Source organism: Arthrobacter sp. 'calajunan' (assembly GCF_046940185.1).
GTDB classification, from domain to species: domain Bacteria; phylum Actinomycetota; class Actinomycetes; order Actinomycetales; family Micrococcaceae; genus Glutamicibacter; species Glutamicibacter soli.
In genome coordinates this window covers 21449-35792 of the sequence record NZ_JBKZDY010000014.1, presented here as the reverse complement: position 1 = coordinate 35792, position 14344 = coordinate 21449, and the positions used below count along the sequence as shown (strand labels likewise).

Genomic DNA, 14344 nt, shown 5'->3' with positions numbered 1-14344 from the left:
AAGGAACACCTTCCATGCAGATCCTGATCATTGGCGCCGGCGGCGTCGGCTCCGCGGCGGCCCGCATCGCCTCCCGCCGCAGCTTCTTCGAAAAGCTCACCATCGCCGACTACGACCCCGCCCGCCCGCAGCAGCTGATCGAGGCCATTGGCGACACCCGCTACGCCGCCGCCCAGGTCGACGCGTCCTCCGAGGACTCGCTGGTGGAACTGATCCGTTCCACCGGGGCCACCCACGTGCTCAACGCCGTGGATCCGCGCTTCGTGATGCCGATCTTCAACGCCTGCAAAACCGCCGGGGTCACCTACCTGGACATGGCCATGAGCCTGTCCCAGCGCCACCCCGAACAGCCGTTCACCCAGACCCACATCAAGCTGGGCGACGAGCAGTTCGCCGTGGCCGATGAATGGGAGCGCGACGGGCAACTGGCCTTGGTGGGCATCGGCGTGGAGCCGGGCCTGTCCAACGTGCTGGCCCGCTACGCGGCCGACGAGCTGTTCGAAACGATCGAGGAGCTCAGCGTGCGCGACGGCGCCAACCTGAGCGTTGAGGGCTACGAGTTCGCCCCGTCCTTCTCCATCTGGACCACCATCGAGGAATGCCTCAACCCGCCGGTGATGTTCGACAAGGCCAAGGGCGGCTGGTACACCACCGCGCCGTTCTCCGAGCCGACCCTCTTCGAGTTCCCGGAGGGCATCGGCCGGGTCGAATGCGTGAACGTGGAGCACGAGGAAGTCACCATGATGCCGCGCTGGCTTGACGCGCAGCGCGTGGACTTCAAGTACGGCCTGGGCAACGAATTCATCGAGGTGCTCAAGACCCTGAACAAGCTGGGCCTGGATTCCACCGACCCGGTCCCGGTGCGCGGCGTGCAGGTTTCCCCGCGCGACGTCGTCGCCGCCTGCCTGCCGGATCCCGCCACCCTGGGCCCGCTGATGAAGGGCAAGACCTGCGCCGGCGTGCTGGTCACCGGCACGCTGAAGGACGGGTCCACCGGCTCGCGCTACCTGTACCACGTGGCCGACAACGAGGACACCATGGCCCGCGACGACTCCCAGGCAGTGGTCTGGCAGACCGCGGTGAACCCGGTCATCGCCCTGGAGCTGCTGGCCAACGGCACCTGGTCAGGCGCCGGCGTGCTCGGCCCGGAGGCCTTCGAGGCCACCCCGTTCCTCGACCTGCTGGCTGCGGCCGAACCGGCGGGCTATGGCTCGCCGTGGGGTATCGTCGAAAAGTAAACTTGCAGCCCTGAGCCCCTGGAGAAACCGCGCCCATGAGCACCGCAACCAAACAGGAGATCATCCTCGACGCCTACGTGGCGCTGCTCTACGAGCACGGCGCCCGCGAGGCGACGATCGATGCCACCGCCAAGCGCAGCGGCTTGTCCAAGGCGGGGCTGCTGCACCACTTCCGCTCGCGCCAGGCGCTGGACACCGAACTGGTGAGGCGCCTGAACGAGCTGATCGACGCGGACGTGGCGACGATGAGCGCGGATCCCGCGCAGGCGGTGCACTACTATTTCGCCTCTTCCATGGAGGAGGACTCGCCGCTCGAACGCATGGTCGTGGCTGCCACCCGGCTGGCCCAGCGCGGCAACGAGGATGCCTCTGCGGCGCTGCGCCGCGGGCGCGACCTCTGGTACCAGGTGCTCAACGACGCGCTGGGCGACCCGGTGCTGGCCAAGCTGGCGCTGCTGGCCGGCGACGGGGTCAGCTACCACCTGGACATCTCGCGCGGTCACCAGGACGGCTTCCTGACCGCCGACACCCTGCAGCAGCTGGTGAGGCAGCTACTGGCCTGCAGGCCGGCGGCCGAGACGGCTTGAGCGCGATCCTGCTCCTCGGCGGACTTGCTTGTCTGCGGGCCCGCCGCTGCTCCAGTCGTAGCCGGAATCGGTGACGATGGTTTTCCACGGCCCATCGGGCACGTCCACCTCGTCCACGAAGCGCCAGGACACCCCTGCCTGCGTGCCGTTCAGCTCGGCGTCGTTGTGCTTGGTGCCCTTCGGACCGGTGCCGCCGTCGCCGAACACGTAGTCGAATTCGTCGTATTCGGCCGGGCCGGCGTCCTGCATCTGCGCGAAGCAGGTGTTCCCCTTGTACTGCAGTTGCACCCAGCGGTTCTTCTTGCAGGAGAACTCCCGATTCTCCAGGTCCCCGGCGTAACCCGGATCCTGCGCCTACGGGGTCTGCCCGCGCAGGGCGAAGGCGGCGACGTTGTTCACGTCGGCGAAGGGCAGGTCCAGGTAGAAGGGGGTCTGCTTCGGAGTCATGGAGCTGGGGAAGAAGCCGTTCTCCGCGCTGCGCGGCTCGGTCTGGCAGACGCCGTCCTCGATGACCCCGTTGCAGCCGCCGGAGCGCTCATACCGCCAGCCTTCGTAGGCGCTGATGACCTGGGAGCCGTCCGCGGCCTCGGGGTCGAAGACCGCCCCCACCCAGAAGGTCGTCGCCACCAGGCGCAGGTGCCAGGGATACTTCCGGCCGCGCAGGCCGTCGCCGGTCGCCCGAGGCCCCGAGCTGGCGGCCGACAGCCTCCACCCCGGACAATGTGTCTTCGAACTCGGCGCGACTCCTATTTCCTGGCGGCCAGCGCCTGTTCCACCTGGGCGGCGGCGGCCGTCAGCTGCGGCAGGATCGCCTGCGCGGCATCGGAGGCGTCGGCCGGTCCGGTCGGACCCACGCTCATGGACACGTTCATGGCCGCGGCCACGGTGCCGTCCGGGCGGTGCACCGGGACCGCGACCGAGCGCAGCCCCACCGACAGCTCCTGGTCCACCACGGCGAAGCCCTGGGCGCGGACCAGCGCCAGTTCGGCGCGTAGCGCGGCCGGATCGGTGATGGTATTCGGGGCCAGCGGACCCTGGATGCCGGCCAGCGCCGCCTCGATGGCCTGCTCGCCGGCGTGGGCCAGCAGCACACGCCCCATGGAGGTGTGGATGGCGGGGAACCTGGTACCCACCGAGATGCCCACACGCATGATGGAGCGGGTGTGCACGCGGGCCACGTACATGATCTCGCTGCCTTCCAGCACGGCGGCGGAGGCTGATTCGCCCACGGCCGCCGACAGGCTCTCGAGCACCGGCTCGATTAGCTGAGGCAGCGTGGCGCTGGAAAGATAGGCATAGCCCAGCTGCAGGACCTTGGAAGTCAGCTCGAAGTACTTGCCGTCCGAGCGGACGTAGCCCAGCTGTTGCAAGGTGAGCAGGAAGCGCCGGGCGGTGGCGCGGGACAGGCCGGTGCGGGCTGCCACCTCGGAGAGTGTCATGGAGGCGTGCTCCGCGTCGAAGCTGCTGATCACCTGCAGGCCGCGGGCCAGGGACTGCACGCCGGCGGTGCCCGTACTCTGCTCGCTCATCGGCCATCCTTTGAAATTCGTCGAAAAATACCAGTGGGGGCGCCCGCAACGGGCACCCCCACTAATCTACTTGGTCTGCCAAAGCCGATCCGCTTAGGCGCGCTCCAGCGCCACCGGGATGCGGGCTTCCAATTCCTCGAAGCTGATGCCGTGGGTGGAGCGGACGAACACCTTGGAATCGCGCAGCTCGAACACCGCCACTTCGGTGTAGATGCGCGAGACGCAGCCCAGCCCGGTGACCGGGTAGCTCAGCTCCTTGACTAGCTTGGATTCGCCGGCCTTGGTGAACAGGCTCATCATGACCCAGGTCTGCTTGGCACCGATAGCCAAATCCATGGCGCCGCCCACTGCGGGGATGGCGCCCTCGGCGCCGGTGTGCCAGTTGGCCAGGTCCCCTGCCTCGGAGATCTGGAAGGCGCCGAGCACGCAGACGTCCAGGTGCCCACCGCGCATCATCGCGAAGGAGTCCGCGTGGTGGAAGAAGCTGGCGCCGGGCAGCTCGGTGACAGGGATCTTGCCTGCGTTGATCAGATCCGGGTCGATGTCCTCTCCGGTGGCGACCGGGCCCATGCCCAGCATGCCGTTCTCGGTGTGCAGGGTGACGCCCTGGTCGGCGGTGAGGAAGTTCGAGACGTTGGTCGGCTGGCCGATGCCCAGGTTCACGAAGGCGCCAGCGGGGATGTCCGCGGCCACCTGTTGCGCCATTTCATCGCGGGTGAGTTTTTCTGGCGTGTACGTAGTCATTAGTTACTGCCTCCCAGCGCCACCACGGTGTCGACGTAGATTCCCGGGGTGATCACGTTTTCCGGATCGATGCCGCCGGCCGGCACGATTTCGTCCACCTGGACGATGGCCTGTGCGGCGGCGGTGGCCATGATGGGGCCGAAGTTGCGTGCGGTCTTGCGGTAGACCAGGTTGCCGAAGCTGTCCGCGCGCAGCGCCTTGATCAGCGCGAAGTCAGCGTGGATCGGCGATTCCAGCACGTAGCCGCGCCCGTCGATGACGCGGGTTTCCTTGCCCTCGGCCAGCAGCGTGCCGTAGCCGGTCGGAGTGAAGAAGCCGCCGATCCCGGCGCCGGCTGCGCGGATGCGCTCGGCCAGGTTGCCCTGCGGGACCAGTTCCAGCTCGATCTCCCCGGCGCGGTAGGCCTCATCGAAGTGCCAGGAGTCGGACTGGCGCGGGAAGGAGCAGATGATCTTCTTGACCCGGCGCTCCTTGATCAGCAGCGCCAGGCCGGCGTCGGCCTGTCCGGCGTTGTTGTTGACCACCGTGAGGTCGGTGGCGCCGCACTCCATGAGCGCGTCGATCAGTTCCATGGGCTGCCCGGCGTTGCCGAAGCCGCCGATCAGGACGGTGGAACCGTCGGTGATCTGCGCGACCGCGTCGGCCGCGCTGGTGGCGATGCGTGGTGCCATCTTTTTGCCTCTCTAGGTTCAGAATGTCGTGGGGCCGGGGGTTCGCATCCCCCGTTGGTCAGCTGTCAGGCGGTGGTGTTTTCCAGGACCACGGCAAGGCCCTGGCCTACGCCGATGCAGATGGCGGCCACGCCGTAGCGTTGGCCGGATTCGGCCAGGCGGCGGGCCAAGGTGCCAAGGATGCGCAGGCCCGAGGCGCCCAGCGGGTGGCCGATGGCGATCGCTCCGCCCCAGGCGTTGACGATGGATTCGTCGATGTCCCAGGCGCGCACGCAGGCCAGCGACTGGGCGGCGAAGGCCTCGTTCAGCTCGACCGCGGCGATGTCCTTCCAGGTCAGTCCGGCCTTGGCGACTGCCTTGTTGGCCGCTTCCACCGGCGCGAAGCCGAAGAACTGCGGATCCAGCGCGAAGGCGCCGTTGGAGACGATGCGGGCGATGGGCTCGGCGCCCAGCAGCTGCCCGCCGCGCTCGGAGCCGATGAAGGCGGCCGAGGCGCCGTCGGACATCGGCGAGGCGTTGCCGGCGGTGACTGTGGCGTTCTCTCCGGTGCGGAAGACCGTGCGCAGCCCGGCCAGGGTCTGCGCGGTGGAATCGCCGCGAATGGTTTGATCGCGGGTGACTTCGGTCCCGCGCTTGGACGCCGGCGGCACAGGGACCACCAGGTCCTGGTACTTGCCGGCGTCCCAGGCCGCGGCGGCCTGCTGGTGCGAGCGGGCTGAGAATTCATCCTGGTCCTCGCGGGTGATCTGGTGGCGTTCGCGCAGCTGCTCGGTGGCCTCGCCCAGCGAGACTGTCCATTCGCCGGGCATGGCAGGGTTGACCAGGCGCCAGCCCAGGGTGGTGTTTGACAGCTCGAGGTTGCTCATCGGGAAGGGGCGCTCGGTCTTGGGAAGCACCCACGGGGCGCGGCTCATCGACTCGACGCCGCCGACCAGCACCAGATCGGCGTCCCCGGTGGCGACCTGGCGGGAGGCGGCGATGGCAGCGTCCAGCGAGGAGCCGCACAGGCGGTTCATCGTGGTGCCGGGGATGGAGGTGGGCAGCCCCGCCAGCAGGGTGGCCATGCGCGCGACGTTGCGGTTTTCCTCGCCGGCGCCGTTGGCATTGCCGAAGATCGACTCGTCGATGGTTGTCGGGTCCAGCGAGGCCGAGCGGGCCACCAGCTCGCGCACCACATGCGCGGCCAGGTCGTCAGGGCGGTGCCCGGACAGCGTGCCGCCGATCTTGCCGAACGGGGTGCGGATTGCGTCGTACAGGTAGGCCTGCTGCATAGTCACTGCTCCATCACGATTGAAAAGTTCACTGTGTGAACTTAAGTTCATAATAAGAACTTTACCAGTCCCACACCTGCGACCTCAAGGGTTTTGACGGAAACGATCGATTCAAGGAGTTCGCACACTGAACGTTTGTCCACACTGCGAATGAGGTGCTAGTCTCACTAGGTCATGATGAGCGTCACCATTCATGGCGAGTAGTTTTCGAAAGGACCTGAATTGGCCACGACATCCGCCGGCACCACCCCAGTCAAACTCGGTGGCTGGATCGCCGCCCTCTGCTTCTTCATCGTGGTCTTCGAGGGCTACGACATCGTCGCCCTGGGCGCGACGATCCCAGTGCTCACCGACCCGAACGTCGGCGGCTTCAGCGTCGATGAAATGAACTGGGTCAACACCTTCTCCCTGATCGGCGTGGGCGTCGGCGCGGCCTTCATGGGCCGGCTGGCGGACCGCTTCGGGCGTCGCCGCCCGCTGCTACTCGCGGTGCTCGTCTTCTCGATCTTCACCCTCATCTTCCCGATCATGCCCTCGGCCAACCTGATGGGCCTGGTGCGCTTCATCGCAGGCCTCGGCCTGGGCGGCTGCATGCCGGTGGCGTTGGCGCTGATGCAGGAGAACGCCCCGGTGGGACGCCGCGCGCTGGCCAACAACCTGCCGATGGTCGGCTACCACCTGGGTGCGGTACTGGCCTCGCTGGCCGGCAAGGCCGCCGGGGTCCACTGGTCGATCCTCTACTACCTGGGCGGCGGCCTGGGCCTGGTACTGCTGGCGCTGCTGTGGTTCAAGCTGCCCGAAAGCGACATCACCCCGTCCGGCGAGCGGACCTCCATCATGGACGTGCTCAAGCCCAAGTACCTGCGCAGCTCCATCGGGTTGTGGATCGCCGCGTTCATGGGCCTGGTGCTGGTCTACGGCCTGAACGCCTGGCTGCCGAAGATCATGGGCGCCGCCGGCTACCCGGTGGCCGATTCGCTGACCATGCTCTTCGTGCTGAACCTCGGCGCGATCGCCGGCCTGATCATCAGCGCCTACGCGGCCGATGCCAAGGGCATCAAGCTCGTCTCGCTGCTCTGGTTCGCCGCCTCCGCGGTCTTCCTGGTCCTGCTGGCAGTGCCGTTCGGCAGCCAGGTGCTGCTGAACACCGTGCTGTTCGTGACCGGCGTGTTCGTCTTCAGCTCGCAGTGCCTGATGTACGTGTATGCAGGCCACGTGTACCCGCGTGACATGGTGGCCACCGGTATCGGCCTGGCCTCGGGCATCGGACGCTTCGGGGCGATCATCGGCCCCTATGTCACCGGCCTGATGGTGGCCGCCGGCACCGCCTACCCGGGCGCGTTCTTCCTCTACGGAGGCGCGGCGCTGATCGCGGTCCTGGTCATCGCGCAGATCCCGAAGCCCAAGAGCGCCTAGCAGCGCACTCAATCAATTCCATTCGAGCAACGCCGGGCCCCTCCCAAGGGCCCGGCGTTCGTCGTCCGACCGCCTGCCGGATCGGGCAGTTAGAGTAGGTTCCATGGCCAATTCGCCCAGTGGGGATTCGATGCTGGACCGTCTGGTCCGCATCCTTGACGCGTTCGACCAGCAGACGCCGTCGATGAGCGTGCTGACCCTGGCCCGGCGCGCGCAGATCCCCAAGGCGAGCATGTACCGGCTGCTCGACGAGATGGTGTCCCACGGACTGCTCTCCCGCGGCAAGGACGGCCAGGTAACCCTGGGCCTGCGCTTGTGGGAGCTGGCCAACCGCAGCGCCGCGACGCAGGGCCTGCGCAAGGCGGCGCTGCCCTTCATGGAGGACATCAACGCGCTGCTGGGGCAGAACACCCAGCTGTCCCTGCTGCACGAGGACGAGGTGCTGATCATCGAGCGGCTCTCCCGCCCGGGATCCGTGGTCAACCAGGCGAGCGTGGCCGGGCGCATGCCGGTGCACCGCACCTCGATGGGCATGGCGCTGCTTGCCTTCTCCCGGCCGGAGGCCATCCACGGGTTCCTTGAACGCCACCGCGAGCTGATGCTGGCCACCCACCCGAACTTCCGCGCGGAAATGGCCGAGATCCGCCGCAACGGCTTCGCCTCCATGGACGGCTACATCGATGAGGAAACCACCGGCGTGGCCGCGCCCATCCTGGACCTGCAAGGCTACGCGCTGGCGGTGCTGTCCGTGGTGGTGCCGCGCGGTTCCGCGACACTGCCGGCCGCCGCGCTGGCGTTGCGCACCGCGGCGCGCGGCATCTCCCGCGCGCTGGGCTACGCGGCGGACGCCTAGAACCGGCTCCTAGAGAAGGCCTCCGCGCGCGCCGAGCGCGGTTTCCAGCGAGCGCAGCACCGCCCAGGGCACCACGCCGCTGGTGCGCGGGTTATGCGCCGAGGGCTGGTTCCTGATCGAAAAACTGTACTCCCCGCTGGCGCCACGGGCCTCGATCACGTGTTCGGTCAAGGCGGCGTCGGGGTCGGCCAGCAGGCGCACCGAGACCACATCCCAGTTCCCGACCGCCAGGGCCACCGCCGCGGCGACGTTCAGGGACTTGGGAAACTGCTGCGCGGCCTGCCGCGCCGATCCGGAATAAACCTCTACCGACGCCGCGGAAGATTCCAGTTCGGTGCGCTGCGCTTGGCTCATCCATGGCTGGGCCAGGGTTGCAGGAAGCTTGCGGGTGGTGATGACAACCTCGGAGAATGCACCCATGCGGGCTCCGGAGGCCAGCAGGTCCAAGCCGCCCACCGCGCCGGAACTGAAGTACAGCCGGCCAGGCCCTGCCAGCTCCAGGCGCGCGGCGAATTCCCGGTCTGCCATCACTCCCACCGAGATCACCAACAGGTCCGCGCCGGCTTCAAGGATGCGCACCGCATGCTCACGCACTGCCTGCTGCCCGGCGCATTCGACAATCATGTCGCAGCGCTCCAGCGCCTCGTCTAGGGAAAACTGCTCATAGGGAAGATCCTGCCGGCGGCGCAGGATCACGCCTTCCAGCACTCCCCCGGCCACATGGCCGGCCGCTATCTGGGCGGCGACCAGGGATCCGATGGCCCCGTGCCCCAGGACTCCAATTCGTCGTTCGGCGCCCCTGGCCATGACCATCCATTCAGTAGTGCAGCATGATTGCCAGCCCCTCGGAAGGCCGAAGGGGGCTACCGCCAGCTTAGGCCACCTCACACGCCGAGGCCTAAGTCGTCACGGCCCTCAAGCCACCATCCCGCACACAGACACTTTTCCCATTCAATAAGAACAAAGGCGAAGTGTGAGGCACCGCACCGTCATGCTGTAGAGGATTCAACGTCGGCGTCCATGTTGACGACGCGGCCGCGCAGGCCGGTCTTCTCCCACAACACATGGCAGTACACACGAAGGAACCCCATGGCGCAGGCAGCCCGTATTCTGAAAACCAAGGTCGGCATCATCGGCGGCGGCCCCGCCGGCCTGATGCTCTCCCATCTGCTCTCCAAGTCAGGCATCGACAACATCGTTGTCGAGATGCGCGACCACGAGACCATCCGCAACACCCACCGCGCCGGCATCCTGGAGGCCCAGGCGGTAGCCATGCTGACCGATTCCGGCGTCGAGGGACGCGTGCTGACCCACGGCGACGAGCACGCCGGCATCGACCTGCGCTTCAACGGCGAATCCCACCCGCTGGACTTCCGCGATCTGGTGGACGCCACCGTCACCCTCTACGCGCAGAACGAGGTGTTCGTGGACCTCGCCGCGGCCCGAGCCCGCGACAACGGCGACGTGCGCTTCAACTGCGAGGTCACCGAGATCCTGGACATGGAGACCAGCACCCCGAAGTTCCGCTTCGCCGACGCCGAGGGCGTCGAATTCGAGGTGCACGCCGACGTGATCGTCGGCGCCGACGGCTCGCGCTCCTTCGCCCGCCGCCAGATGCCTGATTCCGTGAAGCAGGACTTCAAGGTCACCTACCCGTTCGCCTGGTTCGGCATCCTCACCGAGGCTCCGAAGTCCTCCCCGGAGCTGATCTACGCGAACTCCCCGCACGGCTTCGCGCTGATCTCCCAGCGCAGCGAAACCGTGCAGCGCATGTACTTCCAGTGCGACCCGAACGAAAACGTGGATAACTGGAGCGAGGACCGCATCTGGACCGAGCTGAACAAGCGCGTGGCGGGGCCTGACGGCTTCGAGCTGAAGACCGGGCCGATCTTCGACAAGACCGTGCTGGGCTTCCGCTCCTTTGTGCGCCAGCCGCTCTCGCACGGGCGCATGTTCCTGATCGGCGACGCCGGGCACACCGTGCCGCCCACCGGCGCCAAGGGCCTGAACCTGGCATTCGCCGATGTCAAGGTGCTTTTCGAAGCGCTCGACTCGTTCTTCTCCACCGGCAGCGACAAGCTGCTGGGCGGCTACTCGGACCTCGCGCTGAAGCGGGTCTGGAAGGCCCAGAACTTCTCCTACTGGATGACCTCCATGTTGCACACGCCGGTGAACGCCGATCCGTTCATGGCCCAGCGCGCCCTCGGGGAGCTCGACACCGTGACCTCCTCGCGCTACGGGATGCAGTACTTGGCCGAGTCCTACACCGGCTGGCCGCACTCCTAATTCCCGCACCCCACGCCCACCAAACCACGAAAGGAGCCCACCGATGAGCACCCAGACCGCACCGGACGAGTCCTTCGAGAACGCCCACGTCCTGGATCCCGCCGCGTCCACCGCGTCCCAGGAGGAAATCAGCACCGAAATCAGCGATGCCCACGCGGCCTACCGCCAGCAGGTGCTGGCCGGGGCCAAGGAAGAAACGCAGCCGCGCGTGGACTTCGCGCCCTACCGCTCCTCGCTGCTGCGCCACCCGACCAAGGACCTGCACCACACCGACCCGGAGACCATCGAGCTGCACTCCCCGGCCTTCGGCCAGCGCGACGTGCACATCCTCGAATCCGACTTGACCATCCAGCACAACGGCGAACCGATCGGCGAGCGCATCGTCGTGGCTGGCCGCGTGCTGGACGGCGACGGCCGCCCGGTGGCGGGACAGCTGATCGAGATCTGGCAGGCCAATGCCGCGGGCCGCTACGTGCACAAGCGCGACCAGCACCCGGCCCCGATCGACCCGAACTTCACCGGCGTGGGCCGCGCGATCACCGGACCGAACGGCGAATACTCCTTCACCACCATCAAGCCGGCCCCGTACCCGTGGAAGAACCACCACAACGCCTGGCGCCCGGCACACATCCACTTCTCGCTGTTCGGCACCGACTTCACCCAGCGCATGATCACCCAGATGTACTTCCCGGGCGACCCGCTGTTCGCGCTGGACCCGATCTACCAGGCGATCACCGACCAAAAGGCCCGCGACCGCCTGGTCGCGACCTACGACCACTCGATCACGAGCCACGAATGGGCCACCGGCTACAACTGGGACATCGTGCTCACCGGCAGCAACCGCACCTGGATGGAAGACGAAGAGGGGGAGAACTAAATGGCACAGGCACCTGAACTGAAGCTCGTCCCGACCCCGGGACAGACCATCGGCCCGTTCTACGGCTACGCGCTGCCCTTCGAGAAGGGCGGCGAGCTGGTCAACCAGGCCCACCCGGCCGCGGTGCGCCTGCACGGCGTGGTCTACGACGGCAACGGCGAGGTCATCCCGGACTCGATGCTTGAAATCTGGCAGGCCGACGAAAACGGCACCGTGGTTTCCCGCGACGGCTCGCTGGTCCGCGACGGCTACACCTTCACCGGTTGGGGCCGCGTGCCGGTGGACAACGTGGGCCACTACACCTTCACGACGGTGAACCCGGGCCCCACCGAGGAGGGCAAGGCCCCGTTCATCATGCTCACCGTCTTCGCCCGCGGACTGCTCAACCGCCTGTTCACCCGCATCTACCTGCCGGAGGACACCGAAGCGCTGGCCAATGACCCGCTGCTGACCTCGCTGCCCGAGGACCGCCGCAAGACGCTGATCGCCACCCGCGAGGCGGACGGTTCGCTGCGTTTCGACATCCGCCTGCAGGGCGAGGACGAGACCGTGTTCCTGTCCTACCCGCGCGAAAGCTGAATACAAGAAGACCATGTGCCCCGCTAGGGTGGAAGCTGCAGGTGCCCGCGCACCGCGGCCTTCCACCCCGGCGGGGTATTGGACGTACTGCCACAAGTGAGGTTTTGCCATGATGAATGCCGACTACGGGGTGCTGAACCCGGTTTGGGCCGGCGGGGCCGGCGCCCGGCTGGCCGATGACGCGGCCTTCGTGCAGGCGATGCTGGATGTCGAGGCCGCCTGGGTGCGCGTGCAGGCGGCCGCCGGGTTGTGCACCGCCGCGCAGTCTGCCGCCGTGGAGGCGGTAGCCGACGTTGAGCGCTACGACCTGGCCGAGCTGGCCGCGCTGACCCCCGACGGGGCCAACGCGCTGATCCCGCTGCTGGGCATGATGCGCGCCCGGCTTGTCGACGACGGCGCTCCGGCCGGTTCAGGCACTGCCCTGCACCGCGGGGCCACCAGCCAGGACATCATCGACACCGCGCTGATGCTGCTGCTGTCCCGCGGCATCCGCGAGCTGCTCCCCCGGCTGCGCTCGGCGGCCTCCGGGCTCGCTGAACTGGCCCGCAGCTACGACGACACCCCGTGCATCGCCCGGTCGCTGACCCAGCATGCGCTGCCCACCACCTTCGGCTGGAAGGCCGCCTCCTGGCTGTCGGCGGTGCTCGCCGCCGGCCGCCAGCTGGAATCGGTGGCCGCCGGACTGCAGCTGCAGTGGGGCGGCGCGGTGGGCACCCTCGCCTCGCTGGACCAGTTCCTCTCGACCTCGGACAGCGCCGCGGACAGCGCGCAGCTGGCCGCGCAACTGGCCAATCAGCTGCAGCTGGCCGACCCGCAGGTCCCCTGGCACACCAACCGCGTGCCGCTGCTGCAGGCAGGCTCCGCCTTGGGCGCGGTGATCGCTGCGCTGGGCACCTTCGGCACCGACGTGCTCACCGCCTCCCGCCCGGAAATCGGCGAGCTGTCCGAACCGCGCGAGGCAGGCAAGGGCGGCTCCTCGGCCATGCCGCAGAAGCAGAACCCCGTGCATTCGCTGCTGCTGCGCACCGCGGCGCTGGGCGCCCCGGGCCTGGTCTCCACGCTCTTCACCGCCGCCGGCACCGCGGCGGACGAGCGCCCGGACGGCGGCTGGCATGCCGAATGGCCGGCGCTGCGCGAGCTGCTGCGCCTGGCAATTGGCGCCGCCGAGCACGCGGATGTGCTGGCCAACGGGCTGACCGTCAACGAGCCGGCGCTGGCCCGCAACCTCGCCCTGGGCGGGGATGCGGTGCTCTCCGAGCGCATCGCCACCGTGCTGGCCCCGGTCATCACCGGCGGCAAGCCCTCCATCCAGAAACTTGTGCTGCGTTCGCTCACCGAGCCGATCGGGCTGCGCCAGCTGCTGCGCCTGGAGGTTTCCCACGCGGACCTCTCCGACGCCCAGCTCGACGCGCTGCTGGATCCCGCCGGATACCTGGGCAGCGCCGCACGCTTCACCCATACAGTTCTTGCCGATTATGCCCTGTGGAAGGAATCATGGCTGTCCCACAACTAACCCCCTCGCTGCTGAACCTCGATACCTCGCTGCCGACGCTGATCCTGGGCCCCTCGCTGGGCACCTCCTCGCTGCACCTATGGGGGCCGGCCGCGCCTTTCCTCAAGGACCACTTCCAGCTCATCGCCTGGGACCTGCCCGGCCACGGCGAAAGCAAGCCGTCCGCCGAACCGTTCACCATGGCGCAGCTCGCCCAGGGCGTCATGGACGCCATCGACGCGCTGCGCGGCGACGGGGTCATCGGCCAGGACGCGGCGCTGTACTACGCCGGAGTCTCGGTGGGCGGGGCCATCGCCCTGCAGCTGGCCAACGACCATGCAGGCGTTTTCAAGGCTCTGTCCGTGGTTTGCTCCGCGGCGAAGATCGGCACCCCGGAAGCCTGGACCGAACGCGCCGAGCTGGTCGCCCAGGCCGGCACCCCGACCATGGTGGTCGGCTCCGCGCAGCGCTGGTTCGCCCCCGGCTTCATCGAGAAGGACGCGGTCACCTCCACCAACCTGCTGCACAACCTGCAGGATGCCGACCGCTTCTCCTACGCCCACGTCTGCGGTGCGCTGGCCGGGTTCGACCTGCGCGAGCAGCTGGCGGCCATGACCGATCCGATCCTGGGCCTGAACGGCGCCCACGACCAGGTCTGCCCGCCAAGCGACGCGCAGTTCATCGCCGAGCACGCCCCGAAGGGAGCCTTCGCCGTCATCGACACCGTGGCCCATCTGGCCCCGGCCGAGGACCCGGCCGCGACCGCACGAGAACTGATCAACTTCTTCACCGCCAACTAGC

At 67.9% G+C, this 14344-nt stretch carries 16 protein-coding genes; 9 read left to right on the top strand and 7 right to left on the bottom strand.

Annotation, left to right across the window (positions count from 1 at the left end; genetic code table 11):
• The first annotated feature begins 14 nt into the window (after window positions 1-14).
• Together RF641_RS16235 and RF641_RS16230 are read left to right on the top strand one after the other, a co-directional pair.
• Window positions 15-1238 carry a saccharopine dehydrogenase family protein gene (locus tag RF641_RS16235; RefSeq protein WP_424573621.1) on the top strand — a complete coding sequence of 408 codons (1224 nt, stop codon included), beginning with the start codon at window positions 15-17 and terminating at the stop codon, window positions 1236-1238.
• Window positions 1239-1273: 35 nt separating this feature from the next.
• Window positions 1274-1825, top strand: a complete 552-nt coding sequence (locus RF641_RS16230) for a TetR/AcrR family transcriptional regulator (protein ID WP_047118005.1) — start codon at window positions 1274-1276, stop codon at window positions 1823-1825.
• Here the strand turns inward: RF641_RS16230 and RF641_RS16225 are convergent.
• The 6 genes from RF641_RS16225 to RF641_RS16200 form a co-directional block, all read right to left on the bottom strand.
• Window positions 1790-2113: a hypothetical protein gene (locus RF641_RS16225; RefSeq protein ID WP_424573620.1), complete on the bottom strand. Its 324-nt coding sequence runs from the start codon at window positions 2111-2113 to the stop codon at window positions 1790-1792. The genes RF641_RS16230 and RF641_RS16225 overlap by 36 nt on opposite strands.
• Window positions 2114-2179: 66 nt before the next feature.
• Window positions 2180-2452, bottom strand: a complete 273-nt coding sequence (locus tag RF641_RS16220; RefSeq protein WP_113607665.1) for a hypothetical protein — start codon at window positions 2450-2452, stop codon at window positions 2180-2182.
• 119 nt (window positions 2453-2571) lie between these two features.
• Window positions 2572-3354, bottom strand: coding sequence for an IclR family transcriptional regulator domain-containing protein (locus RF641_RS16215; RefSeq protein WP_424573619.1), 783 nt, complete (start codon window positions 3352-3354; stop codon window positions 2572-2574).
• A gap of 93 nt (window positions 3355-3447) precedes the next feature.
• Window positions 3448-4098 (bottom strand): 3-oxoacid CoA-transferase subunit B, encoded by a 651-nt coding sequence (locus RF641_RS16210; RefSeq protein WP_424573618.1) that lies wholly within the window; start codon window positions 4096-4098, stop codon window positions 3448-3450.
• Window positions 4098-4769 (bottom strand): 3-oxoacid CoA-transferase subunit A, encoded by a 672-nt coding sequence (locus RF641_RS16205; protein ID WP_113607663.1) that lies wholly within the window; start codon window positions 4767-4769, stop codon window positions 4098-4100. The genes RF641_RS16210 and RF641_RS16205 overlap by 1 nt, the downstream gene beginning before the upstream one ends.
• A gap of 65 nt (window positions 4770-4834) precedes the next feature.
• Entirely contained in the window at window positions 4835-6040 is a 1206-nt protein-coding gene (locus RF641_RS16200; protein ID WP_424573638.1) for a thiolase family protein, read from the bottom strand.
• Window positions 6041-6262: 222 nt separating this feature from the next.
• Here RF641_RS16200 and RF641_RS16195 point away from each other — a divergent pair, with 222 nt between their 5' ends.
• Window positions 6263-7456 (top strand): MFS transporter, encoded by a 1194-nt coding sequence (locus RF641_RS16195; protein ID WP_424573617.1) that lies wholly within the window; start codon window positions 6263-6265, stop codon window positions 7454-7456.
• A 103-nt stretch (window positions 7457-7559) separates the two neighbouring features.
• Window positions 7560-8309 carry an IclR family transcriptional regulator gene (locus RF641_RS16190; protein WP_424573616.1) on the top strand — a complete coding sequence of 250 codons (750 nt, stop codon included), beginning with the start codon at window positions 7560-7562 and terminating at the stop codon, window positions 8307-8309.
• Between the two features lie 9 nt (window positions 8310-8318).
• On the opposite strand, the gene RF641_RS16185 is transcribed toward RF641_RS16190, so the two are convergent.
• The gene (locus tag RF641_RS16185) at window positions 8319-9116 is read right to left on the bottom strand and encodes an aspartate dehydrogenase domain-containing protein (RefSeq protein WP_424573615.1); all 798 of its coding nucleotides are present in this window, start codon (window positions 9114-9116) and stop codon (window positions 8319-8321) included.
• 282 nt (window positions 9117-9398) lie between these two features.
• Between RF641_RS16185 and RF641_RS16180 the strand changes: the two genes are divergently transcribed.
• The 5 genes from RF641_RS16180 to RF641_RS16160 all read left to right on the top strand — a co-directional run bounded on the left by RF641_RS16180 (window position 9399) and on the right by RF641_RS16160 (window position 14343).
• Window positions 9399-10595, top strand: a complete 1197-nt coding sequence (locus RF641_RS16180; RefSeq protein WP_424573614.1) for a 4-hydroxybenzoate 3-monooxygenase — start codon at window positions 9399-9401, stop codon at window positions 10593-10595.
• A 43-nt stretch (window positions 10596-10638) separates the two neighbouring features.
• Complete coding sequence (pcaH, locus tag RF641_RS16175; RefSeq protein WP_113607659.1) at window positions 10639-11472, top strand: protocatechuate 3,4-dioxygenase subunit beta; 834 nt, start codon at window positions 10639-10641, stop codon at window positions 11470-11472.
• On the top strand, window positions 11473-12051 hold the full coding sequence (gene pcaG, locus RF641_RS16170) for a protocatechuate 3,4-dioxygenase subunit alpha (RefSeq protein ID WP_424573613.1): 579 nt from the start codon (window positions 11473-11475) through the stop codon (window positions 12049-12051).
• Between the two features lie 109 nt (window positions 12052-12160).
• Window positions 12161-13564 carry a lyase family protein gene (locus tag RF641_RS16165; RefSeq protein ID WP_120991475.1) on the top strand — a complete coding sequence of 468 codons (1404 nt, stop codon included), beginning with the start codon at window positions 12161-12163 and terminating at the stop codon, window positions 13562-13564.
• On the top strand, window positions 13546-14343 hold the full coding sequence (locus RF641_RS16160) for an alpha/beta fold hydrolase (protein ID WP_047118016.1): 798 nt from the start codon (window positions 13546-13548) through the stop codon (window positions 14341-14343). The genes RF641_RS16165 and RF641_RS16160 overlap by 19 nt, the downstream gene beginning before the upstream one ends.
• Window position 14344: the final 1 nt, after the last annotated feature.

Bases quoted from the DNA above. Each gene is read 5' to 3' on its own strand.
- RF641_RS16235 (WP_424573621.1), top strand. From the start codon at position 15: ATGCAGATCCTGATCATTGGCGCCGGCGGCGTCGGCTCCGCGGCGGCC.
- RF641_RS16230 (WP_047118005.1), top strand. From the start codon at position 1,274: ATGAGCACCGCAACCAAACAGGAGATCATCCTCGACGCCTACGTGGCG.
- RF641_RS16215 (WP_424573619.1), bottom strand. From the start codon at position 3,354: ATGAGCGAGCAGAGTACGGGCACCGCCGGCGTGCAGTCCCTGGCCCGC.
- RF641_RS16210 (WP_424573618.1), bottom strand. From the start codon at position 4,098: ATGACTACGTACACGCCAGAAAAACTCACCCGCGATGAAATGGCGCAA.
- RF641_RS16205 (WP_113607663.1), bottom strand. From the start codon at position 4,769: ATGGCACCACGCATCGCCACCAGCGCGGCCGACGCGGTCGCGCAGATC.
- RF641_RS16200 (WP_424573638.1), bottom strand. From the start codon at position 6,040: ATGCAGCAGGCCTACCTGTACGACGCAATCCGCACCCCGTTCGGCAAG.
- RF641_RS16190 (WP_424573616.1), top strand. From the start codon at position 7,560: ATGGCCAATTCGCCCAGTGGGGATTCGATGCTGGACCGTCTGGTCCGC.
- RF641_RS16185 (WP_424573615.1), bottom strand. From the start codon at position 9,116: ATGGCCAGGGGCGCCGAACGACGAATTGGAGTCCTGGGGCACGGGGCC.
- RF641_RS16180 (WP_424573614.1), top strand. From the start codon at position 9,399: ATGGCGCAGGCAGCCCGTATTCTGAAAACCAAGGTCGGCATCATCGGC.
- pcaH (WP_113607659.1), top strand. From the start codon at position 10,639: ATGAGCACCCAGACCGCACCGGACGAGTCCTTCGAGAACGCCCACGTC.
- pcaG (WP_424573613.1), top strand. From the start codon at position 11,473: ATGGCACAGGCACCTGAACTGAAGCTCGTCCCGACCCCGGGACAGACC.
- RF641_RS16165 (WP_120991475.1), top strand. From the start codon at position 12,161: ATGATGAATGCCGACTACGGGGTGCTGAACCCGGTTTGGGCCGGCGGG.
- RF641_RS16160 (WP_047118016.1), top strand. From the start codon at position 13,546: ATGGCTGTCCCACAACTAACCCCCTCGCTGCTGAACCTCGATACCTCG.